Origin of the sequence: Eubacterium sp. ER2 (assembly GCF_000765215.1) — a bacterium.
GTDB classification, from domain to species: Bacteria; Bacillota; Clostridia; order Lachnospirales; family Lachnospiraceae; genus Claveliimonas; species Claveliimonas intestinigallinarum.
Genome location: NZ_JPJE01000027.1, coordinates 166,812 through 189,946, shown reverse-complemented (window position 1 = coordinate 189,946; position 23,135 = coordinate 166,812). Strand labels below are relative to the sequence as shown.

The window sequence follows — 23,135 nt, the reverse complement described above, 5'->3', positions numbered from 1 at the left end:
TTATTGTCATACAGTTTTCAAGGTACTGATTGCAACGAAAAGTCGTTGCCACTTTTTTACTTGACTTTCTTTAATAGTTAGTCTTATTTTTCAGCCGCTCCCTACATTGTAAACGTTTTATTTTTCAATTGCAATATGAATTCCTCTTCCGTCATTTGTGAGGGGATCCCTGTGTCTGTAGTCAAAGAGCACATACTCCCCCTTCAGGGGAAAATACTCCAGGTGGGTCATCCTGCGGAGCTGATTTTTATCTGCCCCTTCGCAGTCCTCCAGAAATCTGTGCTCCCGGGCTTCTGTCTCATAAAAGCCGCGGACCCACTGTCCGTCCGCCCGGGACTCACCCGCAAAGGCCGGCCGGCTTTTGGCGTTCTCCCGAAGATAGTAGTCAAAAATGAGCCGCTCCCTCATCTCCCCGGCATCCTCCGGCCAGTTTTCCCTGACAAAGTCAAGGAGGATCTCATAGCGGGCCGCCCGGGCGTGCTGCACCTGATCCAGCCCCTCCCGCTCATAGAAAGCCGCAAGCCTCCTGTAGAGGGCAAAGGGCGAGGGCTCCCGCAGCTCCAGCAGCTCCAGGGCTGTCCTGAACTGGCCGCTGTTATAGTAGAGCTCAGTCATCTCCTCCACCCCTTTTAGGATCAGCACATCCCCGTAGGACAGCCACCTTGTGGAGAGCACCTCATAGGGCGGGGTGTCGCGGCAGAGCAGGCCGTATGCCTCCTTCATTTTCTCCATGCGGGAGTCCTTCAGGATCTTGAGAAAGCCGAGCTGCAGCTGGTCGGGACGGAGGGCGTAGACCCTGTCAAAGGAGCGCCCAAAGCTCTCCAGATCCTCCCAGGGGAGACCGGCGATGAGATCCAGGTGCTGGTGCACGTTTCTCCCTTCCCGCACGTTTCTCACATTTTCCTCCAGGCGGGCAAGATCCATGGTCCTTCGGATTTCCCGGATGGTCTCCGGGTTGGTGGACTGGACGCCAATCTCCAGCTGGATCAGCCCGGGTCTCATGGATCGGATCAACTCCAGTTCCTCCTCGTTCAAAAGGTCCGCCGAGACCTCAAAATGGAAATTCGTGATTCCGTTGTCATGCCGGCGGATGTATTTCCATATCTCCAAGGCGTGGTCGTGGCGGCAGTTGAAGGTCCGGTCCACGAATTTCACCTGCTCTGTCCCTGCGTCCAGGAAAAACTGAAGCTCCCGTTTCACCAGAGAAAGGCTTCGGAACCGGAGTCTCTTGTCAACAGAGGACAGGCAGTAGCTGCAGGAAAAGGGGCAGCCTCTGCTGCTCTCATAATATACGATCCTGTGCCTGAAATCTGTCATATCCTGGTAGACAAAGGGAATTTGATCCATGTCCAGAGGCTGTCTCCACGGATTATCCCGGATCTGCCCCCGGCTGTCACGCCAGGTGATGCCCTCTGCGTCCTCCAAATCTGTCCCCGGGCCCGCTTCTCTTGCTGCCCGGGCTCCCGCCAGAACCGCGAAGGTCTCTTCCCCCTCGCCCTTCATGATCCCTGTCACCTGGGGAAACTGCTCCAGCAGCCGTACCGGGTCGTAGGACACCTCCGGCCCTCCCAGCCAGATTTCCGTGTCCGGCAGCACCTTCCCAAGCTCAGGCAGAAGGGAGCGGATCATCTGGATATTCCAGATGTAGCAGGAAAAACAGAGAAGGTCCGGCCTTCTTTTATAAATGTCTTCCATAATGCGGTCCGGCTGTTGGTTGATGGTGTACTCGCCGATCTCAATTTCCACTTCGCCGGCGGCATGGCCGGCAGAACTGACAGGGCTTTTGCTCTGTCGCAATCTCGCGTCCGCATAGGCTTTCAGGCTGTACACGGCCAGGTTGGAGTGAATATATTTTGCATTGACTGCTGCTAACAATATCTTTCTCATCATGCCTGTTATTTTACTATATTCCATCGAGTTTTACAATAAATCCCGCATCCATTGACATTTTCAAAAAAACAGGGTAAAATATAGACTCGTGCAGCCGGGGCGGTAGCGGTGCCTTGTACCTGCAGTCCGCTATAGCAGGGGTGATATTGCGCGGAGGGCGAAAGCTGGCAGAGCTGCCCTTGGTAAGTGACGTTGATATCCGGGTCTCACGCGACGGAAATCCGTGAACCGTGTCAGGTCGGGAACGAAGCAGCACTAAGCGGAACCTTTCGGGTGCCGTGAGGGTGCCTGGGTTGAGTAAACTGCCAAGGTAACGTCTGTTGGCCTGGTTCGAAGCGCAATGCACGAAAAAAGCTTTCTGCCATGCTGCCGCGGGCAGGGTGGTCATATATAAACTATAAATCCATTCACATTTTTTAGGGAAAAGAGAGCAGCGTCCCATCTGCTACGGATCAGTCAATCCGCCACAGATGGGACGCTGCTCTTTTTCTCTTTTTTCTTTCTCTCCCTCAGCCCCCGGAAAAACTGCTTCATGAGGGAGCTGCACTCTTCCTCCAGCACACCAGACGTGATCTGAGCCTGATGGTTGAACCTGTCCATCTGGAGCAGATTTAGAATAGAGCCGGCGCACCCCGCCTTGGGGTTCATGCACCCGATCACCACCCGGTCCATCCGGGACTGGACAATGGCGCCCGCGCACATCTGGCAGGGCTCCAGCGTCACATACATGGTGCATCCCTCCAGCCGCCAGTCCCCCATCCTACGGCTGGCCTTGCGGATGGCCGTGATCTCCGCGTGGGCCAGAGGATTTTTGTCTGTGTTCCGCCGGTTGTAGCCCCGGCTGATGATCTTTCCCTCATATACGATCACGCAGCCGATCGGGGTCTCGTCCAGCGCGTACGCCTTCTTTGCCTGTTTAATTGCCTCTTTCATATATTTTTCATCTACACTTTGCACATTTACACACCACTTTATCCAAAATTGTACACCAGTTTTTTCATTCCAGACGTAATACTTTTAAAAAGTATTACGTCTGGAATTGAAATTGTTCCAATTGTGTCACCGCCTCACCGGGCGGCACCAGTACCCGAAGTCTTCCTCCCTGTTTGTCTCCTCTTCGGTCAGCTCCACGTCCCCCTCATCCGGCCGGACAAATCTTGGAAAACCGAAGGCCTCCGCCGCCTGCGCCTCCCGGGGATGATAGATGCCGGGCACTCCAAGCCAGCACTTTTCTCCCTCCTGTATCAGCAGAAGGTGATGATAGCTGTAGTATCCGTGGAGGAGAAAGCTGTTGTTGGCCAGCCGCCACTCGCAGCGCTTCAGCTGAGCGATATCCCTGCGCTGGATCTTGATACAGCGCAGGGATCCAATAGGCGGGTCTCCCCCGGTCCTGTTCGGGCGCTCCTGCCGGGGCATTTCCTCCGGAAGGTCTGTCTCCTCCTCCGAGGCCAGCGCTTCCGGCTCCGCCTCTTCCTGGCTGTCCGCCAAATCCATGGAGCTGTCCTCGCCGCTAGTCCCGTTTGTGTCCGGGACATTGCCATCCGGAATATCTTCATCCGGGACATCCTCTCCACTCTCCTCCAGGGAACTTCTCTTTCGCATTTCTTCCTCGTCCTGCGCAGCCTTCCGGGCCGCCAGACTGGCAAGATCCGGCTCCGGCTCGTCTCTAAAGACCTGCATCCGCTCCACCGCCACAGGCATGTCATCCCAGACAGCGGCAAATCTCCTGTGTCCTGCATTTTCCAGTATAACGCCCTCGATCAGCGGATAGTTGGACGGCCGCCCGGTGTCCTCCGGAGTAAAAGTCAGCCGGGAATTGACAGCCGGATTCACATGGTCGATGTCTCCCTGCCAGAGTCCGATACACTGTCCTTCCTTCACATAAAAAATGTACACCTTTAGCCTTTTGTCTTCCGTAAGGTGCAGCCCTTTTCCATGAATATGCACTATCGTGGACTCATCCGTCTGCTCCACCTTCACAAAGCCCACGTTGCGGATGCGTTTTCCATCCTGATATTCATACAAATAGCGAATAAATCGTTTCAAACCTCCACTTCCATTCTTTGTCTGGTTATCACAATCTATTCGCCTGGATACCGGAAAATACCTGTTCTTCCTTTGTCAGAGGATCGCCTTCAGCTCCTGGTACAGTCTCTTGGCGTAGCTGTCTGTCATGCCGCAGATAAAATCCGTGACAAGGAGAAGCCGCAGGTACAGCTTTTCTGTATCAGTCTTTCCTCTTGCATGATAGTGGTAGGCGTCCTTGTAGTTGCTGGAAATAAAATACACAAGTCTCCTGTCAATAGAGTTTAAGGCGCTGTCGTCCTCGTCATAGTGGATGACCGCCCTCACGAAGCTGTCCATGAGATAGTCCAGTATGCCCGCCTCCACCAGCTCCATGAGATAGATCTGCCTGGTGGAAAACACACGCCTCATAGCCACGTCTCCCAGCAGCTCCATCAGCTCCTCTGCAAACGTATGGTAAAACAGGTCCGAAGAGTAGCTCCCCTCCATGATCGCCTCGTAGTTAGAGGTAAATCCGTACGTGGCGCAGGAGATGAGGAAGCCCTGCACCCGGACGATCCAGTTCTTGACCGCATACTCCTCCGGATGGTCCACTCCCTTCTCCACACCCCGCCGGTACAGCTCCTCCAGCTTTCCCGCCGGGTCAAAGATGACTTTATTGTTGTTTTGAATACTTTTCAGTTTCTTCAACTCCTCCATCAGCATATGGTAGGAGATAAATCCCTTGACAAAGGCGTCCTCTATGTCCGCCGTCTTGTAGGCGATGTCGTCTGCCGCCTCCAGGATAAAGGTCAGCGGATGCCGTCTCCCGTTTGTCCCTGTCTCCCGCTCAATCCGGTGAAACAGCTCCTCATCCGCCAGATAGTAGCCGATCTTTTTCCTCTTGATATCGCCGCAGTCAGCATCGATCCCCAGCGAGGAGACCGGATACTTCACGATGGTGTTCAGGAGGGCGTAAGTGAGGTTCATCCCATTCTCATCTACGAGAAAATGCAGCTTTGTCACAAGACGGAAGGCCTGGGCATTTCCCTCAAAATGGTAAAAATCCTGCTTCATCTGCTCTGTCAGCACCTGCTCCACCGGCTCTCCTCTGAAGGTCAGCCGGGGAAGATTTCTCTCAAACCACTCCCGTATGGCCACCTCCCCGAAATGTCCAAAGGGCGGGTTGCCGATGTCGTGGATCAGCCCGGCGCACTGCAGGATGCTGCAGATATCTTCCTTCATCTGCGGGGTGAAGGAAGGATCCTTTTTATATGTAAGAATATTTTCGCCGATATTCTGTCCCAGCGACTTGGTCAGGGAGGACACCTCCAGAGAATGAGTCAGCCGGGTTCTTATGAAATCACTCTTATCCAGCGGAAACACCTGAGTCTTGTCCTGCAGCCTCCTGAAGGAGGCACTCCCGATGATCCGGTGATAATCCTTTTCAAATTCGCTGCGCAGATCCGAAGAGCCAGGATGTCTCTGGCCACTCCCCCTGCTTCTCTTCGGAGATAAAAGCTGCTCCCAGTTCACGGTCCTCTTCCTTTCTTTAATCGAGATAAATGGGCGGCTCGTAGTCATTTCCAAGAAGAGCCTTCTTCCTCTCCTGATAGCCGAGGAAGGCCCACTCTGTCATGTCTGTCCACTGGTGGCTGCTCCTGTCATACACCTGAACGTACCCAATCCTCTTGGGATGCATGCGCACAGTATTGGACTCATACTCATGCCCTGTGTAGGGATTAACCTCTCCCTTTTCCAGATCCTCTTCCTCATCTCCGCCAGCCTGCAGCATCTCTTCTCTCGTCTCCTGGGTATACACCGGCGTCTCTGCCGCTCTTTCTTCCAGGGTCTCCTCTGCGGCCGTCTCCAGTGCCTCATCAGGAACCTCTTCCGGCTCCTCCTGAAGCTTTACATCCTCACGGGCTGCAGCCGGGGAAGCAGCCTGCCGCTCTGCCTCTGTCTGGGCGACATGCTCCTTAGGCTCTTTTCTGGTACGTCTCTGAAAGAAATCTCTCCAGCTTCCCCTTGCCTTTTTGGCCGGGCGCTCCTGAGGCGTCTCTTCCGCCGGCACTTCCTCTACTATTTCTTCTACCGTTGCTTCTGCCGCCATCTCTTCCGGCGCGGCATCTTCCGGCATTGCTTCTTCTGAAGCCGCCTCCACTGACGCCGCCGGCTCCTCTGTTTGCTCCTCTGCCACAGAAGCTTCCGTCACACGCTCTTCCGCCACGACAGCTTCTGCCGCGTCCTCCTGCTCCGGCCGGGCAGCATCCAAAGCAATCTCTTCACCCAGGAGCTCTTCCTTTTCCTCCAGGAGCTGGTCCAGACCACTGTTGAGATCCACCAGCTCACCGATGGTGATATCCCGTTCCACAGGATGACGGTGTTTCTTTCCCTTCTTCTTTTCGAGGCGCAGCAACTCGGCCTCCGTGACATGAACACTCTCCTCATCTGTGTTCTCCGGCTGCCTTGCGTCACCAAGTATATTCAGCTGAAACGGACAGCCAAGTATCTCCGCGATCATGCGCATGTCCTGCTCCTGGAAATTGTCCCTTCCAAGGCGCTGCGTAAGATTCTGCCTGGACATCTTCTTCCCCGTCCGCTCTTCTATCATTTCCGCGAGTTCTTTGATCGTCATGCCTTTCCGGCTTAAGATAATTTTGACCTGTTCTCCGAATGTAAGATCTAACATGATATTCCTCCTTATTCAATTAAATTATACTCACCCTGCACAGCTTATGGCTCTTCGTTTTGTAAACTTCAAAGTTTCTTCATAAACCTATGCTTTTCCCTTTTCTTATTTTAGCAAAACATATACTGTACGTCAATCCGGGTTTTGCTCCATAAACCTTCCCCTGTCTGCTTTGCTCCGCGCCTTTACTCCAGCAGCTCCTGATATATCTCCCCGAACTCTCCGTCTGTGCTGCACACGGCAATCCTGGCATTGATCCCCGACACTTGATACTCCCTGTAATAATATCTTTCCGGATACTGCCAGGGCTTCCTCACAAGGAAAGGACGATCTTCTCCGTCAAAGCCTATCTCAAAGCTCCTCGTATCCAGCCCCATCCCTCTGCGCACTGCCTTCATAAAGCTCTCCTTCAGTACCCACAGGCGGTAGAAAGCCTCCGCCCTCTCCCGCTCTGACGGCTGTCCCTCGACCCAGGCAGTCTCAGAGGGAAGGAAAAAACGTCGGGCCACCCGCATCCGGGCCTCCTTCACGGTCTCAATGTCGCACCCCACCTTCTCCTCCCTCTCTGTAGAAATGCTGCACAACACATAGTCCCCGGAGTGGGACAGGTTAAAGACCTGATCCGGGCCGGCCCCATATCGCTTCCGCATCTTCTCCAACAGCGCCCAGACGCCCACGCTCTGTGCCCGGTCCTGGGGAAAACGGAGTTGATCCGCCTTCTCCCTGCGGAAATCCGGCGCCTTCTCATAGTATTTCCTGTAAATTTGCTCCTCCCTGAGAGGAGAAATATCAGCTATCCACGTGTAAACCATTTAATTTCTTCTTTCTCTCCTTCCAGTCCGGCAGAAATTTTGTCATACAGCTCTTAAACCGCTGGTTGTGGCTGGGCTCAATCAGGTGGCAGAGCTCGTGCACGATCACATACTCTAGGCACTCCTCCGGACAAAAGACAAGTCTGGTATTCAGCCGGATACGCCCCGTGCTCACAGTACAGCTTCCCCACCTTGTCTTCATATCCCGCAGGGTCCAGCCGGACGCATGGACGCCCATGATCGTCTCCCACTTTTGGGCATAGCCAAGAACCTGCCTTTTCATTTTTTCTATCTGCTCCTCCGACACAGGCGGGTGCTCGCAGGTCACCCGGGTCCGCTCCAGATGCCGGCGCATCCAGCCCTCCTTCTCGTACAGGAACCGCTCCACCCGCTCCCTGGGCGTCCTAAAGGGGACTGTCACCAACACTTCACCCTGTTCCGGGCGCACATACAGATTCATATTTTTTATTTTCCGATACTCCATGCGGACTTTGATCCCATGGATATCAAATACTGCATTTTTCATTCCACTCTTTCAGCACATTCTCATCTATCTTCAGTATCTCCCTGTCATAGGTGTAAATGCCGTTTACTTCCTCCTCTACATCTGAGAGCTGGGTATAGATGGTAACGGACAGCCCTTCGCCTATATGAGAGGCAACCTCCTTTATCAGCTGGCCATAGCCCGCGCTTAGCTCCTTTTTGCTCCCGTAAATTCTGTAGCCGTAGACCTTTCCCGACATGCTGTGCTCCCTGCACCTCCAGCAGAAGCCGCCGAATTCCGTCAGCGCCTGGACGCGTTCTTCCCTCCAGAAGCGCAGCTTAAAAAAATAGTTATGTATGCTCCGGAAATCTCCGCCGCCCTGGTCAAACCATCCGCTTGCCTGGTCAATGAGCCGGGAAGGATCCATCTCCCTGGCCAGCCGCGTCACTTCCTTTGCGTCAAACTGTCCCCAGCCCTCATTGAACAGAACCCAGGTGACAATGGAGGGATGGTTCCAGAGCAGGCGGATCGTCTCCTTCATCTCCTCCACAAACTGCTGCCGTCCCTTCTCCTCCTTCCGTCCCAGAAGCCCGTAGGTACGGTCTGTCATACGGATATGAAATTTCTCCAATCCGTTTGCCAGGTAGGTGACATACCATTTCCTGTAAGGACGGCCTCCGCAGACCATGTCCTGCCACACCAGCATCCCAAGCCGGTCACAGTGATAGTACCATCTTTCCGGCTCGATCTTGATGTGCTTTCTGAGCATATTGAACCCGAGACGCTTCATTTCCCTGATGTCAAATTCCAGGGCCTCATCGCATGGCGCCGTGTACAGTCCGTCGGGCCAGTACCCCTGATCCAAAACGCCCCTCTGGAAATAGGGCCTGCCGTTGAGAAATGTCCTAGGGATACCCTCCGCATCTAAAGAAACGGAAATCTTTCTCATGGCAAAATAGCTGTCAACCCGGTCCTCCCCAAAGGTGACGCTCAGGAAATAAAGAAAGGGATCCTCCGGTGTCCAGGGATGCATCCGGGGCACCGGTATGCGGATGGGCTCATTGGCTTCCCCCTCCACCTCCCAGGGCTGCGTCTCCTCCGAAGACACAGCAACAGAAACCTGGCCCCGGTCGGCGCAGCAGACCGTGACCTCCACCATTTTCTCATCGTAGAGAGGCGTGATCTTCAGCCTGTCCACGTGCGCCTCCGGCACTTCCTCCATCCACACAGTCTGCCAGATCCCGCTCTGAGCTGTGTAGAACATGCCTCCCCTCTGCAGCTTCTGTTTTCCTCTGCTGTAGTAGGACTGATCCGTAAAATCCCGCACGCCCACGATGAGCTCATTTTCTCCCTTCCTCAGGAAATCTGTCACATCCACGGAAAAAGGCAGATAACCTCCCAGATGCTTTTTCGCCAGTCTCTTGTTGACGTAGACAGCGGCGAACTGATCCACTGCGCCAAAGTGGAGGAGCCAGCGCCTGCCCGATCTTCTCTCCACCTCTCCCGGCAGCATCCGTCTGTACCAGAGCACCTGGCTCGGATGAAGGCTCCTCTCCGCCCCCGATAGGGGGGCCTCCGGGGAAAAAGGCACAAGGATACGCCCCGCGTACCGCTCCGGCCTCTTTCCTTTCCCGGTGATCACATAATCCCAGTATCCGTTCAGATTGACATAGCTCTCCCTTCGCATGGAAGGCCGTGGATATTCTGCCAGTACCTGGTCCGGGTGCTCCAGCACCTGGTCTGTCCAGCGGGTTTTCAGTTTCTTCATGTCTGCCGCACCTCCGCTTCTGTCATTCCTTCAGCTTCATTAATATCTCCTCGCAGGATGCATGGGGATATTTTTGCACGATCCTGTAAATCGCCTCAATGGCCTGGGGTTCTTCCTCCAGATCTGCCGCCGTTTCTTCCAGGCTTTTATTTCTCCTGCATTTCTTTTGGATAAGCTCAATAAGGTTTAGATTTTTCCCTTCGTCTCTCCCTTTTTCTATTCCCTTTTCTATCCCGATTTCTTCTACATAATCACTCAGATTGCACATTTGCTCCAGCTCCTTTCCAAGGCTGTACTCCATCTCTATCTGGAAATCATTTTCCAGTTTTTCAATTTTATCTCCCGTTCTCAAAGACGGAGACAGAAGTACATTCAGCATCCTCGTTAGCTCCTGCCCGTCTTCCGCCCCGTCACACAAACAAATGCAGATCACTGACAGCTTGTCATAGCTGCCTGGACGATCCGGAATCCCCGGTACAATATCCTTCTTTCCGATTGAATATATGGAAATGGCATTTCCTATGTACTTTGGGGCATTCATACAAATCCATATGGAGTAAACCTTCTTTATACTGTCATAATCTGAACCTGTAAATTCCGTTCCCAATTGCGATGAAATCAGCCTGGCCCCATAAAATATTCCCCGTGTAACAAGGTTATAACCCGGATAAAATTCTTTTTGTGCTTCAATATTGATGATCAGCTTAATCTCTGTTTTTCTCCGGGCGGGAATGAGCATGTGAAGCCGTATATCAAAATAAATGGCTCCTTCATCCGGCTGGCTGTCTTCGTTTGCATCTCCGACCACCTGCTCCGGCAGTCTGTTCGTCCTTCCAGGCTCCACCCGCACGTTGGACACTTCAGGCTCTCCGCATATACATGCTTTTATCTGAGATACAGACAGCTCCTGACACTCCTGCACTGTGCGCTTCAATATCCAGGCAAGGATCGTCCTGTTTGACAGCACTTTCTTACACTGGGCGTCATACTGAGACTTTCCTTCTGCCAGCGCGATATCCTCCGCAAGCATATTTCTCATAGGCAATTTCCTTTCTTCAATTATAGCGAAATTTACTACATGTCACAAGGCTGATATTCTGCTTCAGAAGCCGAAGCAAAAGAACGACCAATTCATAATGAAGCGGCTTATGAACGGCGAAATGCCATGCCGCTTAAGATAGTATTAACATAACACAATTCTGAGAAAACGTCAAGCAGCTTGCGCTGGCATGACATGTCGACCAGGTTTACTCCGCCATGCTGACCTCCACTACGCTTCGCTCCGTGTCAGTCTCGGGCGTTCGCCCTATGGAAGCATACAAAAAAGGACTCCCCTACGTGCAAGCACGATGTGAGTCCTTTTCCGTATACTTCCGCATGGCTCATTGCCATCAGATATTCCAATGTTTATCTCGGGAGGTTTTTAGGCGGGTCATGGCGCGGGCCAGGGATGCCTGGGACAGGTAGTATTCCTGGATGCTCTGCTTCTGGCGCAGGCGCTCCTCAGCTCTCTGGCGGGCTTCCTCAGCTCGCTTTACATCAATGTCCTCAGGCCGCTCCGCCGAGTTCACAAGGACGGAAACACGGTTGTTGATGATCTCAGCAAACCCCCGGGACACAGCGGCTGTGATCCATTCGCCCTCAGGAGTCTTCAGATGGAGCTCCCCGTTTACCACTGCCACGATCATGTTTTCATGATGGGCCAGGACACTGAACTCTCCGTCCTCAATGGGAAGGATCAGGTTCTGGCATTTTCCCTCGTAAAAAACCTTATCGCTGGATATAACCTTCAAAAAAAATGTGTTCATCTAATTTCACTCCTTCTGCCGGACAAAAGGCACTGCGCGGCCGCGCTTAAGCCTGCTCAGCCTTTGCCTTCTCGATAACCTCGTCAATAGTTCCGACATTAAAGAACGCATTCTCCGGATACTCATCCATCTCGCCGTCGATGATAGCCTTAAAGCCGCGGATGGTCTCCGACAGAGGCACATATTTTCCCGGTGTTCCGGTAAATGTCTCAGCCACAGAGAAGGGCTGTGACAGGAACCTCTGGATCTTTCTGGCCCTGCTGACTGTCAGCTTATCCTCCTCTGACAGCTCCTCCATACCGAGGATGGCGATGATATCCTGCAGCTCCTTATACTTCTGGAGAATCTCCTGCACCCTTCTGGCCACTTGGTAGTGCTCCTCGCCCACCACGTCAGCCTCCAGAATACGGGAGGTGGACTCCAGCGGATCTACAGCCGGATAGATACCCTGCTCCACGATCTTTCTGGAAAGAACTGTAGTGGCATCCAGATGGGAGAATGTGGTAGCCGGAGCCGGGTCTGTCAGGTCGTCCGCAGGCACGTACACAGCCTGCACAGATGTGACTGACCCGTTCTTCGTGGAGGCGATACGCTCCTGGAGAGCGCCCATCTCATTTGCCAGAGTGGGCTGATATCCCACGGCTGACGGCATACGTCCAAGAAGGGCGGACACCTCAGAACCGGCCTGCACAAAACGGAAAATATTGTCAATAAACAGCAGCACGTTCTGGTGCTCCTCGTCACGGAAATACTCAGCCATAGTAAGCCCTGTCTCCGCCACTCTCATACGGGCTCCGGGTGGTTCGTTCATCTGTCCGAACACAAGGGCCGTCTTATTCAGGACTCCTGACTCGCTCATCTCTGTCCAGAGGTCATTTCCCTCCCTGGAACGCTCGCCCACGCCGGTAAAGATAGAATATCCGCCGTGCTCCGTGGCGATGTTGTGGATCAGCTCCTGGATCAGGACTGTCTTTCCCACACCGGCGCCTCCGAACAAGCCGATCTTTCCGCCCTTTGCGTAGGGGGTCAGAAGGTCGATGACCTTGATGCCTGTCTCCAGCACCTCCACAGCCGGGCTCTGATCCTCAAAGCTGGGCGCCTTTCTGTGGATTACCCAGTGTTCTGAATCCTCCGGAATCTTCTCCTTATCGTCGATGGTTTCTCCCAGCACGTTGAAAAGTCTTCCAAGGGTCTGCTCGCCAACCGGAACCTTGATGCCCTCCCCGGTGGCTGTCACCTCCATCCCTTTGTAGAGGCCGTCGCTGGAAGCAAGCATGATGCAACGCGCAACATTGTTTCCAACATGCTGAGCCACCTCCATGACACAGCGCTTTCCACCGTTGTCCACTTCCAGTGCATCCTTGATAAATGGAAGATCTTCCCTGCTATCGAACTCAACGTCTACAACAGGTCCCATGACCTGTACAATTCTTCCTTTTGTCATAGTGTTTTATCTCACTTCCTTTTCTGTGCGTTGGCACCGCCGATCACCTCTGTCAGCTCCTGGGTGATGTCCGCCTGCCTTACACGGTTATAGGTTACATTTAATTCATTCAGCATATCCGTGGCGCTGTCCGTGGCATTCTGCATTGCCTGCATACGGGAATTCTGCTCGCTGCAGTAAGACTCCACGAGGCAGCCGTAAATGATGCCGATCAGATAGTTGGGGACAATATTGTCCATGACCTTGTGGGCGGAGGGGTACAGGGTGACTGCCTCTCTGTACACGCCGGCCATGGCCGCCATCTTGTCGGACGCAAAGTTGACTCTCTGCAGAGGCAGAAGCTTGATCTGCTGCGTCTCAGCCTGGAGCGCGTTTTTCATCCGGGTGTAGATGATATAAATGTCATCCAGCTCTCCCGCCTCAAAAAGCTCCACCATCTTGACGGCGATCACTCTGGCCCGGTACAGGTTCGGATCCTGCACGGTATACTTGAATTCAGAATCCAGCTCATCCTCTCTCTTAGAGAAATACTGCCTTCCCACTTCACCCAGAACAAACATCTTGTGTTTTCCCGGCTGCCCGATCAGCTCCTCCGCCATCTTCAGCACATTGTGGTTGTATGCCCCGGCAAGACCTTTATCCGCCGTGATGACAATACATCCGACCTTCCTGTCCTTTGCCGGGATCTTCTCCCTGCGGTCAAAGAAATGGCTGTGCATATCCGGCACGTGCCGCAGGATCCGGGTGATCTCCGCCTGCATGGCGTAGAAAAAGGGCTCTGTGTCCGCCAGCTTTTTCTTCGCCTGCTTCATCTTGGAGGAGGAAATCAGGTACATGGCGTTGGTGATCTTCTTTGTCTCCTGGATGCTGGCCATCCTCTCTTTCAATTCTCTTGCATTTGCCATAATAACACCTGCTTACCTTTTCTCTTTAAATTCCTTTGCGGCATTTAAAATCTGCTCTGTCAGCTCATCATCCAGGATCTTCTTCTCCTCAATGGTCTGACAGATCTCAGGATGACTGTTCTCAAAAAATGCAAGCATATCTGTCTGGAACTGTTTTACCTTGTCTGTATCTACATCCAGCATGAGCTTGTGGGTGGCTACGCACAGTGTGATAACCTGCTCGTGAAGGCTCAGCGGATTTCCAAGAGGCTGCTTCAGAAGCTCTGTCAGGCAGCTTCCGTATTTCAGCTGGGTCTTTGTGACATCGTCCAGATCCGAGCTGAACTGGGTAAAGGACTCCAGCTCCCTGGCCTGAGCTAGGTCGATACGCACGCTTCCGGACGCCTTCTTCATAGCCTTAGTCTGGGCAGCGCCTCCCACACGGGACACAGAAAGTCCCACGTTGACAGCCGGACGCATACCGGCGTTGAAAAGGTCGCTCTCCAGGAAGATCTGTCCGTCCGTGATGGAGATCACGTTTGTCGGAATGTAGGCGGAAACATCACCCGCCTGGGTCTCAATGATAGGCAGCGCCGTGATGGAACCGCCCCCCGCCTTCTCGCTCAGGCGGCTGCTTCTCTCCAGCAGTCTGGAGTGGAGATAGAAGACATCTCCGGGGTACGCCTCACGTCCCGGAGAGCGTCCCAGCAGCAGGGAAATGGCACGGTAGGCCACCGCATGCTTGGACAGATCGTCGTACACGATCAGCACGTCCTTTCCCTGATACATAAAATATTCCGCCAGCGCGGTTGCCGCATAGGGCACAATGTACTGCAGCGGCGCGCACTCGCTGGCCGTTGAACAGAACACCGTAGTGTAGTCCATGGCGTCGTGGGACCGCAGCGTGTTTACAAGCTGGGCCACTGTGGATGCCTTCTGTCCAATAGCCACATAGATACAGATCACATCCTTCCCCTTCTGGTTGATGATGGTGTCTGTAGCAATGGAGGTCTTGCCCGTCTGCCTGTCGCCGATGATCAGCTCACGCTGTCCACGGCCGATAGGGAACATGGAATCAATGGAGAGGATGCCTGTCTCCAGCGGCACGCTGACTGATTTTCTCTCCACAATTCCGGGCGCCTCCTCCTCCACCGGACGGTATCCGTCCGCCTTGATCTCGCCTTTTCCGTCTATAGGGGAACCGAGGGCGTCCACAACCCTTCCAATGTAACCCTCTCCCACGGGGATACCGGCTTTCTTTCCGGTACGGGCTACCTTTGTCCCCTCTCTGATATCGGAGTCGTCTCCAAACAGGATACAGCTCACTTCATTTGTCTTGATATCCTGCACCATGCCCTTCAGCCCTGTCTCCAGGGTGACGATCTCACCGTACATGGCATGGTCTATTCCGTAAACGGAGGCAATTCCATCTCCAACAGAGACAACATAGCCAACTTCCTGGTCTCTGCTGATCACATCATAATTTTCTATCTCTTCCTTAATGATAGAGATAATCTCATCTGAGTTGATCGAACTCAAGTTTTTCACCTCCAGGTCAATTTTTGTTCTAATCGTTTCAGCCGTCCCTGCATGCTGTAATCATACTCCCGGCCATTCACAAGGAGAAGAAATCCGCCGATCAGCGACGGCCTCTCTTCCATCTCCCAGACCACGCCTTTCGCGTGAAATTCTCTGCGCACAAACTGCTCCATACCCTTTTTCTGTTCCTCGGTGGGCGGAACCACATAGGCCAGGTGAGCGGTTACGATGCCGGCCATCTCATTTTTATACTGATGATATGCCCTGAAAATCTCCTGCATGATGCCGGCCTTCCCGTAGTCTGTGGCCACCTTCAGGAAATTCCGTATTCTCTCGTCAAAGATCCGGTCAATGACCTTATGCTTCTGGTCTTTTGTCACGATAGGACTTTCCAAAACCGAGACAAGAGCGGGGGCCTCTGAAAATATCTCTTCCGTCCCCCCGATCACTTCCTCCGGGAGCTCCATGTCAAACAGCACCCTGGCATAGCGGATCGCCGCCATAGAGCAGTACGCAGTTTTATTTGTCTTCGCTGTCTTCATGGGGATCACCTGCTTCTTTCAGAAATTGGTCGTAGACAGCCTGGCTGTCCTTCTCGCTGCAGCTGTCCATCATGATCTTCTTTGCAGCGTCCATGGCAAGCCCCGCGACCTCTGTCTTCATCTGTCTCAGTGTCTGTTCTCTCTCAAGATCAATGGTCTCCCTGGCTGTCTTCATGATCTTTCCGGCCTCGTTGTCCGCATCCTTCAGTATGCGGTCATACTCCTTCTTAGCGTCTGCTTTGGCCTGCTCGATCATACGCCGGGACTCATCCTTTGCTCCGCTCAAGGCATCCTCATACTGACTTTTAAGCTCCATTGCCTTGGCCTGCTGGTCGTTGGCATTCTGGATACCGTCAGCGATCATCGCCCTGCGCTTCTCCATGATATTCATGATCGGACCGATCAGAAATTTGCGCAGCAGCAGATAGAGAATGACCAGGTTTATCATTTCCAGGACAAAATTAAAGTCTAAACTCAGCACTTTCTAGTACCTGCCTTTCCTGTAATCCAACTTCATGTTCTGACAATATTTCTACTGAAGGAAGAAGATCACAAGAAGGCCGATGATGAAGCCGTAGATAGCTGTTGCCTCCGCAAGGGCACATCCAAGGATCAGTGTCTTGCTGATCTTGCCCTCAGCCTCAGGCTGTCTCGCAATGGCCTCTGCTGCCTTTCCTGTTGCGATACCGATACCTACACCTGCTCCAATACCTGTAAGTACAGCGATAGCTGCTCCGATTGCAATAATTGTTCCTGACATAATCTTCAATCTCCTTTTCTTTTAATCTCTTTGCTTACTATTCCATCTCTTCATTCATAAACAGGGCAGTCAAAAATACAAACACATACGCCTGCAGAAGTCCGTCGAATATATCAAAATAGAAACTCAACGGAATAGGTACTAATAATGGAACCACCGCTTTGACCAGCTCCATTACCACAAATCCTCCCAGCATGTTGCCGAAAAGCCGCATACACAGCGACAGGGGGCGGATAAAGACCTCCATCACCATGATCGGCGCAACAAAGGGAACGGGCTTGGCAAAATGTCCAACCCAGTGTTTCAGGCCGTTTCTGTGTATGCCCGAATACTCAATGAGGAGCATACTCATAATGGCCAGCGCCGCCGTCACATTCAGATCCTTTGTGGGCGGTTTAAAGCCTACCAGTCCGATCACATTGGAAACCGCAAGGTAGAGGGCCACGGTAATCAGATAAGGGATATAGCGCCTGTTTTCTTTTCCAATGATGCCTTCAAAGAAATCCTGCGCCCATCCGACTGCTGACTCCAGCGCAAGCTGGACTTTCCCGGGATTTTCCACTTTTAAGTTTCTAACAAAGATGACAGACAGGACCGTCAGGACCGCCATGATGATCCACGTCACAACAATGGACTCATTCACGGCAATACCGCCGAAAACGGGGATCTCAAAAACCGGCGTACAATTCAGTTCTTCCATCAGTTTTTCAGTTAATTCTCCCGTATTATCCCCTTCCTTCTCTTATTTTTTTCTTGTGAATATTACTGCTAACAAATTCATTTGTCAACAAATTTTGCTTTTAGCTTTCGCCCCGGATTTTCATTGTTTTTTTATGGATTTTTTCTGCTTTTTTTCTTTCTTTCCGCACAAAAATATGTGTTTTTTGCAAGGAAAATCGCCTTATCCGCAAATGCATTTTTTTCAAGATTATTTTTTACCAATTTATCACTTTTTTAAATTTTCATTTTCGGCATTTCGATGCATTTTTCCCTGTCATATTTTTTCAACGATATGCAATACCGCTATGTTCACCCACAAATTCCGGGGGGATTTCCCTGTTTTTTACAAACTGCCGTCCCGTCGCAGCGCTCTGCTACATCTCCGGCTGTGCCGCCTCCATCAGAATACAGCCCTCCGGGAAGGCTTTTCTGAACAGGAAACGCACCAGCGGCCCAGCGATCAAAAGCTGGAAGGGCAGCGCCATGACAAAGTTCTTCGGAATGTTTGTCAGCCAGATGAAGAGCACCGGGCTCCACTGTTCTGTCCTCACGCAGGTCTCCGCCGCCCCGTAGAAGGACATGATGATAACCATGGGCACTACCATGCAGCTGGACACAGCGATGACTGTCTTCAGAGGGCTGGGAACTCCGGGCTTCACCAGATAGCGGAAGGCAAACCCCTTGGCCAGCCCCGACACAAGGAACCAGTCGCAGGCCATAGCGAACACGTAGGCGATGGGAAGGCCCATCCAGGCGTCCTTAAGGACAGACAGGGAAAGCTCTCCCTGATGGATTGCTACATTATAGATGCTCATCCACAGCACCATTGTAAAACACATCAAAACTGTATAAATCAGACTCTCTCTCTTATTCTTTGGCATATTTTTCCTCCTGTTGCTTCTATAATAATGGTTCAGTGTGCTGTCAAAAATGCCTGCGCATTTTTGCTGTACTATCTTATCACCCGGGCGCCGGTGCAAATAAGTGGGATTTTCAAATTCAGCAGAAAGAATATATAGTCGGTCATTTCAGCTCAGATCAGACAAATTTTACACAAACGAAAGATCTTTTTTCTCTTCTTTTCACAGGAAAAACTGTCATTTTGCACAAAAACAGATCCTCCGCCACACCATCCGGCAAGGCAGAGGACCTGCGGTTTTCTCTACTCTTCATATTGTTCCAGCAGCACAAGAGGTTCTCTTCTTAAATTCCTGTACGCAAATCCTCCGATGACTGCCACAGATACTACCGCAACAGTCACAGCAGCCGGTATCACTCCGCAAAGGGGCAGGTTCACATCTGTCTCTTCCTGATCTGTTTCCCCCTGCGCCTCCTCCAGTCCGGCAGAAAGGCTGCTCTGACTGTACATAGTATTATAATCCGTCTCCTGTCCGGCCTCTTTCGAGATCAATGCGACACCCGCTGCACCGGCCACGCCTCCAGCAATAATCCCAGCCACCACCAGAAGCATCATCCCCGACATCAGAGAGAGCGCGCATCCCCTCCTTGTCATTCCCAGGCACCTCTCGATGGCCGTTCTCTGTTCCTGTCTCCCGATAAACAGGTAGCCAAAAAGCAGAAGCACCAGCACAGTCATCAGGACTCCTCCTGCCAGAAATGTATACGAGCTGATCTTTCTGTTTTCTATTCCCTCCTGCATGTCCGAATACCCATTGTCATAGAAACGTATCTTTAGGTCATCATATCCAAGCTGCTGAAATCCCTTCATATATTTCGCTATCGTGCCGTTTGGTATCTGGAAGGATGTATTGTCCGCGCGCATAGGACTGGCTTCCACGATATTTTCCGACCAGCCGCCCTCCACCAGCATCCCGGGGATGATGATCTCATTGAAGGCAATCGCATCGTCTGCAAAATCCCGTCTTGTATCCTGCGCATAGATCCCCACGATCTCACACGTCTCTTCGGCAAATGGCTGATAGAGCTGTCCATCGGCATCAATCAACGAAAAGCCCCCCGCAATCCCGCTGCCGGATGGCGGATACACATTCGCCGGAGAAACATAATTCGCATAGATCAAAGGGAGAGTGATCTTATCTCCCACCTGCAGCCCGTTCATTTTCGCAAACAGGTCAGGCACGAGACATACCGATGCCCCTTCTTTATACTCCCCCTCTGTAAACTCTCTCCCCTCTTCCACATAGGCATTTCCCTCATAAAATCCTCTGAGAAGCCTCAGATCATCTACCGGCTGTACCGGGACTGTATTGACCAAAAGATACTGCTCATCCAGCACTGCCAGCCACTGTCTGCCTTTCTCCGTCTCATAAAAGCCGTCCGTAACCTCATCGATCTTCAGCCCCTCAAAGCTGCCCGTCACCTGCTCTCCCTGTGCAGTGCACTGGGTCGAGCGAAGCTCAGAAAAGGTATATTCCGATGAAAAATCCTCATCATTTCCTGTGTCATGCCGGGTCATACCAGATACAAGACTCACAATATATGTCTTTCCCTTCTCCAGGACGGGCGGGTCAGGATTATAGTGATCACAGATCCACAGATCTCCCAGGAACAGGTTTTCATTCCCCATCAGCAGACGCTTGACCCGCACCTTGACAGGAGCCGCCTTACCGGTCCACAGCGGTTCCACCTCTGCAATGATAGAGCGATTGCCTGACTCCATCATGTAGTCAAAATCATACCCGTCCTCCGTGTTGTAAAGAACATACTCCGGCATATAGGCGCCGAAGAAAACCCGTTTCTTTGGCTTTTGGATATAATCAGCCCCCTCAAAGTCAAGCTCTTCCGGATCAATCCACCTGCCATCGGAAGAGGAAAAGACATAGCTGTAATCCTTGGCGCCGGCATCCCACAAAGGCATATAGCTGACATTTTCCCTTTTTTGCTCCACAGTGGCTATGGTCATATATCCCTGTTCCAGTTCTCTGATACAGTCCCGGTTTATATACCATAAATCCAATCCAACTGAAAGCAGAGCCATTGACACGAGTATCAGGAAGAAAAACAGAGCTGTCCGCGCAGGAGTCCTGAGCATCTGCCGAATACTATTTTTCACGATCATATGTCATCATCCTTCCATCCTTCATTGAATAGATCTTGTCTGCTTTTTCCGCCAGGATCAGATTGTGGGTCACGACAATGACGAGATATCCTTTTTCACGCGCGCACTTCAGGAGGATATCTGCGATGATCTCCTCATTTTCCGTATCCAGATTTCCCGTAGGCTCATCCGCCAGAAGAATTCTGCCCTCGGCAGCCAGCGCTCTGGCAATGGCAACTCTCTGCTGCTCCCCGCCGCTCATCATCTTCGGGTACTGATGCAGTATTTTCTCCTGGAGCCCCACCTGAGACAAATATCCTTTCGCCCGGGTCTTTGCCTCTTTTTCGGAAATCCCCTTCAGCTCCATGGGATACATGACATTCTCCCAGGCTGTGAGGAGGGGGAACAGATGGAACGACTGGTAGACTACAGACGCCTTATTTCTCCTGTAGGCATCCCTGTCCATCGAAGCCATATCTTTTCCTTCTATGTATATCTTCCCCTCCGCCGGGAGATCCAGCCCTGCAAGCAAAGACAAAAGTGTGCTCTTTCCGCTTCCGGACTCTCCTATGACTGCATACATTTTTCCTGCCTCAAAGGAGCAGGACACGTGTTTCAGGGCTTCAATCTTCTGGTATTTGCTGATATAGGAATAGCTTACATCCTCTACTTTTATCATTGCCATCTCATCCCCTCTCCTTTCCCATAAGCGCTGCGATCACACTGAATTTTCCTGTTATCATCAGTGAAATCCACGTGCCCATACTGTAGCACAGCAGAAACAATCCCGCCGCTTTCAGCACAGATATTCCATTGCCAATCCCCGCCGCAAGCGCAAATGACGCTCCAAACAGGCATCCCATCGCAGCAACAGTCACATGCTCGGCAAAGATCTGAAACGCTATCCTACGCTTCCCTGTCCCGAGGGCCTGCATGATCGCCATTTCCATTCTCCTGTTCTGCATAAGCAGATAGGAGATAATATAGCCCACTGCCATCATAAGCAGAAGGGCAAGCGGGTGAAACGCCTGCAAAAACCGCATGTTTTTTTCTACATTTTCCAAAGCCTCCAAATAGGCGCTGTCATCAATAACAAGGGCATTTCCCTTATAGTATCCTGCCGCCCCGCTTCCGTCAGTCACTTCCATAAATCCCGCTTGATCCATTTCCCGCTTAAAGGCATCAAGATGTTTCCCGCTCTCCAGGGCAAAGCTCATCCTGGAAGGCATGTAGACAGCCCCATTTTCCTCAAACCAGCTCCGCACTGCCCGCAACGGGCACAGCAGTGCCCCTTCGGCGGCCATGTCCCCGCTCCCGACAATTTCCATCCTCACAGCGCCGAGGGGCTCTGCCGTCAGCCCAAGAGCATCCTCTGTCTCTGTGTAGTAAAACATCTGCGCACACAGTGTATCTCCTATCTTCAGTTCATTTTCAGAAAGAAATCTGTCGTCCGCAATGCAGCAATCCTGCCGCTCGCCTTTCAGGAAAGTCTCTTCATTCATGCCCGGCTCCCACGCAAGATCCCTGTCCCTAAGCTGTGCGGCCGCAAGACAGTTTATCCCCTTTGCCTGTACATAGGTTTCCGCTTCACCCGCCGTCCCGCAAAGATCCACGCTTTCCTGAAGTTCTGAAATATAAGGGCTCTCTCTCAAAGCAGAAGCATACTGTTCTCCGATTTTCAGGCCGGAATTTACTCCTCCATTGTAGTTCCAGACCTCTCCGCGGATTGTATAAATCTGATCCAGCTCATCTCGCTGCTGCCTGCAGCTGTCAATGTTTGCCTGGTAAAAAGCCGCAAGAGAAATGGAAACTATGCACACAAGAATATTCAGGACACTTTTTTGTTTCTGCCTGCCGATATTGCGGACGATCATATGGACTGCCTGGAAAAATTTCATCCTTCCCGGCTCCATGTGCACCTCCGCTCTCTCAGCCTCCGGCGAGCAACATCTTCTGCACAAAACCAGGTATTTCTTTCCGTCTCGTATATCCGATTTTCTCAGCCGAACTGTTTTCGCTTCGTATTTTTCTCCATCCAGAAGAAATACCGCTCCCTTTTCCCCTTTTATTCTCTGTATATCCAGCCCGTTCGCTTCCCCGTATTTTTCCACCTCTTTTATAATGTCTTTTGGATGTTCTGCTTTTCTTTCGACATGGAAACAGATTTCTCTCTTTTCTTCCATCCGGGCTACCTTCCTGTAGTCCTCCACGATCCTGGCGAAAACGCTTCCCTGTCTCTCCATCTCCTCCATCTGGTTCAGGCAGGCATCTACATTGAATTTCTCGTCTCCTTCCTTCCGTATTCTGTCGCACATGTCCACTGCCGCTTTCAGCTGTCTCTGGCGTGCCAGAAGGAGCTCTCGCTGTCTTGCTACCGCCTCGGTAATGGTCTCCTCCCGCTCCAGTACTCTGCGTATATCTTCCAGCGGCATATCCAGCATGCGGAGCATTTTAATGATCTTCAGAGCTTCCACATCTTCTTCTGAATAAATGCGGTACGCATTTCCCTTATCACGCTCCGGATGAAGCAGTCCCGCCTTCTCATAATAGCGGATATTCTGGCGAGTGACCCCTGTCTCTTTTTCCACCTGCTGGGTGTTCACGCTCCCCACCTCCCTGTCTCTATATAAATCAATCATATCATAAAGTGTATAGCGGTCATACAGTCAAGGAAATATGCTCTCTTTTAGATTTCATTTATCTTTACTTTAGATGTTTTTTATATTTTTTTCGTTTCTTTTTGAAAGAAAACACATTTTGAACACATTT

At 51.9% G+C, this 23,135-nt stretch carries 21 protein-coding genes and 1 other RNA gene; 1 reads left to right on the top strand and 21 read right to left on the bottom strand.

The annotated features are described in order from the left end of the window. Positions 1 to 117 precede the first annotated feature (117 nt). Positions 118 to 1,890: a B12-binding domain-containing radical SAM protein gene (locus NI21_RS0110615; RefSeq protein ID WP_242842847.1), complete on the bottom strand. Its 1,773-nt coding sequence runs from the start codon at positions 1,888 to 1,890 to the stop codon at positions 118 to 120. Positions 1,891 to 1,976: 86 nt separating this feature from the next. On the opposite strand from NI21_RS0110615, the gene ffs reads away from it, so the two are divergent. After that, positions 1,977 to 2,238, top strand: an RNA gene (ffs, locus tag NI21_RS16460) — signal recognition particle sRNA large type. Positions 2,239 to 2,346: 108 nt separating this feature from the next. Here ffs and tadA read toward each other — a convergent pair. From tadA to NI21_RS16100, 20 genes are all read right to left on the bottom strand, one after another. Then, positions 2,347 to 2,847 carry a tRNA adenosine(34) deaminase TadA gene (tadA, locus tag NI21_RS0110610; RefSeq protein WP_033126175.1) on the bottom strand — a complete coding sequence of 167 codons (501 nt, stop codon included), beginning with the start codon at positions 2,845 to 2,847 and terminating at the stop codon, positions 2,347 to 2,349. 102 nt (positions 2,848 to 2,949) lie between these two features. Next, a complete protein-coding gene (locus NI21_RS0110605; protein ID WP_033126174.1) occupies positions 2,950 to 3,936 on the bottom strand; it encodes a hypothetical protein in 987 nt (328 codons plus the stop codon). A gap of 75 nt (positions 3,937 to 4,011) precedes the next feature. Beyond that, complete coding sequence (locus NI21_RS0110600; protein WP_033126173.1) at positions 4,012 to 5,430, bottom strand: deoxyguanosinetriphosphate triphosphohydrolase; 1,419 nt, start codon at positions 5,428 to 5,430, stop codon at positions 4,012 to 4,014. Between the two features lie 16 nt (positions 5,431 to 5,446). Beyond that, the gene (locus NI21_RS0110595; protein WP_033126172.1) at positions 5,447 to 6,586 is read right to left on the bottom strand and encodes a hypothetical protein; all 1,140 of its coding nucleotides are present in this window, start codon (positions 6,584 to 6,586) and stop codon (positions 5,447 to 5,449) included. Between the two features lie 185 nt (positions 6,587 to 6,771). Next, positions 6,772 to 7,398, bottom strand: coding sequence for a 4'-phosphopantetheinyl transferase superfamily protein (locus NI21_RS0110590; RefSeq protein WP_033126171.1), 627 nt, complete (start codon positions 7,396 to 7,398; stop codon positions 6,772 to 6,774). After that, positions 7,376 to 7,858, bottom strand: coding sequence for a M48 family metallopeptidase (locus NI21_RS0110585; protein ID WP_242842846.1), 483 nt, complete (start codon positions 7,856 to 7,858; stop codon positions 7,376 to 7,378). Before NI21_RS0110585 ends, NI21_RS0110590 begins: the two co-directional genes overlap by 23 nt. Before the next feature lie 46 nt (positions 7,859 to 7,904). Continuing rightward, positions 7,905 to 9,650 carry a glycoside hydrolase family 2 protein gene (locus NI21_RS0110580; RefSeq protein WP_052084054.1) on the bottom strand — a complete coding sequence of 582 codons (1,746 nt, stop codon included), beginning with the start codon at positions 9,648 to 9,650 and terminating at the stop codon, positions 7,905 to 7,907. Between the two features lie 22 nt (positions 9,651 to 9,672). After that, positions 9,673 to 10,458, bottom strand: coding sequence for a hypothetical protein (locus NI21_RS0110575; RefSeq protein WP_147581186.1), 786 nt, complete (start codon positions 10,456 to 10,458; stop codon positions 9,673 to 9,675). Positions 10,459 to 11,041: 583 nt separating this feature from the next. Continuing rightward, the gene (gene atpC / locus NI21_RS0110570; RefSeq protein ID WP_033126169.1) at positions 11,042 to 11,458 is read right to left on the bottom strand and encodes an ATP synthase F1 subunit epsilon; all 417 of its coding nucleotides are present in this window, start codon (positions 11,456 to 11,458) and stop codon (positions 11,042 to 11,044) included. Between the two features lie 46 nt (positions 11,459 to 11,504). Further along, positions 11,505 to 12,902 carry a F0F1 ATP synthase subunit beta gene (atpD, locus tag NI21_RS0110565; RefSeq protein WP_033126168.1) on the bottom strand — a complete coding sequence of 466 codons (1,398 nt, stop codon included), beginning with the start codon at positions 12,900 to 12,902 and terminating at the stop codon, positions 11,505 to 11,507. 11 nt (positions 12,903 to 12,913) lie between these two features. Continuing rightward, positions 12,914 to 13,807, bottom strand: coding sequence for an ATP synthase F1 subunit gamma (gene atpG / locus NI21_RS0110560; protein ID WP_033126167.1), 894 nt, complete (start codon positions 13,805 to 13,807; stop codon positions 12,914 to 12,916). Between the two features lie 12 nt (positions 13,808 to 13,819). Then, positions 13,820 to 15,334, bottom strand: coding sequence for a F0F1 ATP synthase subunit alpha (atpA, locus tag NI21_RS0110555; RefSeq protein WP_138303592.1), 1,515 nt, complete (start codon positions 15,332 to 15,334; stop codon positions 13,820 to 13,822). Then, positions 15,331 to 15,867 (bottom strand): ATP synthase F1 subunit delta, encoded by a 537-nt coding sequence (atpH, locus tag NI21_RS0110550; protein WP_052084052.1) that lies wholly within the window; start codon positions 15,865 to 15,867, stop codon positions 15,331 to 15,333. Before atpH ends, atpA begins: the two co-directional genes overlap by 4 nt. Continuing rightward, on the bottom strand, positions 15,845 to 16,348 hold the full coding sequence (atpF, locus tag NI21_RS0110545) for a F0F1 ATP synthase subunit B (RefSeq protein ID WP_033126165.1): 504 nt from the start codon (positions 16,346 to 16,348) through the stop codon (positions 15,845 to 15,847). The genes atpH and atpF overlap by 23 nt, the downstream gene beginning before the upstream one ends. 51 nt (positions 16,349 to 16,399) lie before the next feature. After that, the gene (gene atpE / locus NI21_RS0110540) at positions 16,400 to 16,627 is read right to left on the bottom strand and encodes an ATP synthase F0 subunit C (protein WP_033126164.1); all 228 of its coding nucleotides are present in this window, start codon (positions 16,625 to 16,627) and stop codon (positions 16,400 to 16,402) included. 37 nt (positions 16,628 to 16,664) lie between these two features. Next, the gene (locus NI21_RS0110535) at positions 16,665 to 17,327 is read right to left on the bottom strand and encodes a F0F1 ATP synthase subunit A (protein WP_033126163.1); all 663 of its coding nucleotides are present in this window, start codon (positions 17,325 to 17,327) and stop codon (positions 16,665 to 16,667) included. 394 nt (positions 17,328 to 17,721) lie between these two features. Further along, entirely contained in the window at positions 17,722 to 18,228 is a 507-nt protein-coding gene (locus NI21_RS0110530) for a hypothetical protein (RefSeq protein WP_033126162.1), read from the bottom strand. A gap of 281 nt (positions 18,229 to 18,509) precedes the next feature. Further along, the gene (locus NI21_RS0110525) at positions 18,510 to 20,387 is read right to left on the bottom strand and encodes an FtsX-like permease family protein (protein ID WP_033126161.1); all 1,878 of its coding nucleotides are present in this window, start codon (positions 20,385 to 20,387) and stop codon (positions 18,510 to 18,512) included. Then, positions 20,371 to 21,051 carry an ABC transporter ATP-binding protein gene (locus NI21_RS0110520; RefSeq protein WP_033126160.1) on the bottom strand — a complete coding sequence of 227 codons (681 nt, stop codon included), beginning with the start codon at positions 21,049 to 21,051 and terminating at the stop codon, positions 20,371 to 20,373. Before NI21_RS0110520 ends, NI21_RS0110525 begins: the two co-directional genes overlap by 17 nt. A gap of 1 nt (position 21,052) precedes the next feature. Continuing rightward, entirely contained in the window at positions 21,053 to 22,969 is a 1,917-nt protein-coding gene (locus NI21_RS16100; protein ID WP_052084051.1) for a MerR family transcriptional regulator, read from the bottom strand. Positions 22,970 to 23,135 lie beyond the last annotated feature (166 nt).

Bases quoted from the DNA above. Each gene is read 5' to 3' on its own strand.
- NI21_RS0110615 (WP_242842847.1), bottom strand. From the start codon at position 1,890: ATGATGAGAAAGATATTGTTAGCAGCAGTCAATGCAAAATATATTCAC.
- NI21_RS0110595 (WP_033126172.1), bottom strand. From the start codon at position 6,586: ATGTTAGATCTTACATTCGGAGAACAGGTCAAAATTATCTTAAGCCGG.
- NI21_RS0110590 (WP_033126171.1), bottom strand. From the start codon at position 7,398: ATGGTTTACACGTGGATAGCTGATATTTCTCCTCTCAGGGAGGAGCAA.
- NI21_RS0110585 (WP_242842846.1), bottom strand. From the start codon at position 7,858: ATGAATCTGTATGTGCGCCCGGAACAGGGTGAAGTGTTGGTGACAGTC.
- NI21_RS0110580 (WP_052084054.1), bottom strand. From the start codon at position 9,650: ATGAAGAAACTGAAAACCCGCTGGACAGACCAGGTGCTGGAGCACCCG.
- atpC (WP_033126169.1), bottom strand. From the start codon at position 11,458: ATGAACACATTTTTTTTGAAGGTTATATCCAGCGATAAGGTTTTTTAC.
- atpD (WP_033126168.1), bottom strand. From the start codon at position 12,902: ATGACAAAAGGAAGAATTGTACAGGTCATGGGACCTGTTGTAGACGTT.
- atpG (WP_033126167.1), bottom strand. From the start codon at position 13,807: ATGGCAAATGCAAGAGAATTGAAAGAGAGGATGGCCAGCATCCAGGAG.
- atpH (WP_052084052.1), bottom strand. From the start codon at position 15,867: ATGAAGACAGCGAAGACAAATAAAACTGCGTACTGCTCTATGGCGGCG.
- atpE (WP_033126164.1), bottom strand. From the start codon at position 16,627: ATGTCAGGAACAATTATTGCAATCGGAGCAGCTATCGCTGTACTTACA.
- NI21_RS0110535 (WP_033126163.1), bottom strand. From the start codon at position 17,327: ATGGAAGAACTGAATTGTACGCCGGTTTTTGAGATCCCCGTTTTCGGC.
- NI21_RS0110530 (WP_033126162.1), bottom strand. From the start codon at position 18,228: ATGCCAAAGAATAAGAGAGAGAGTCTGATTTATACAGTTTTGATGTGT.
- NI21_RS0110525 (WP_033126161.1), bottom strand. From the start codon at position 20,387: ATGATCGTGAAAAATAGTATTCGGCAGATGCTCAGGACTCCTGCGCGG.
- NI21_RS0110520 (WP_033126160.1), bottom strand. From the start codon at position 21,051: ATGGCAATGATAAAAGTAGAGGATGTAAGCTATTCCTATATCAGCAAA.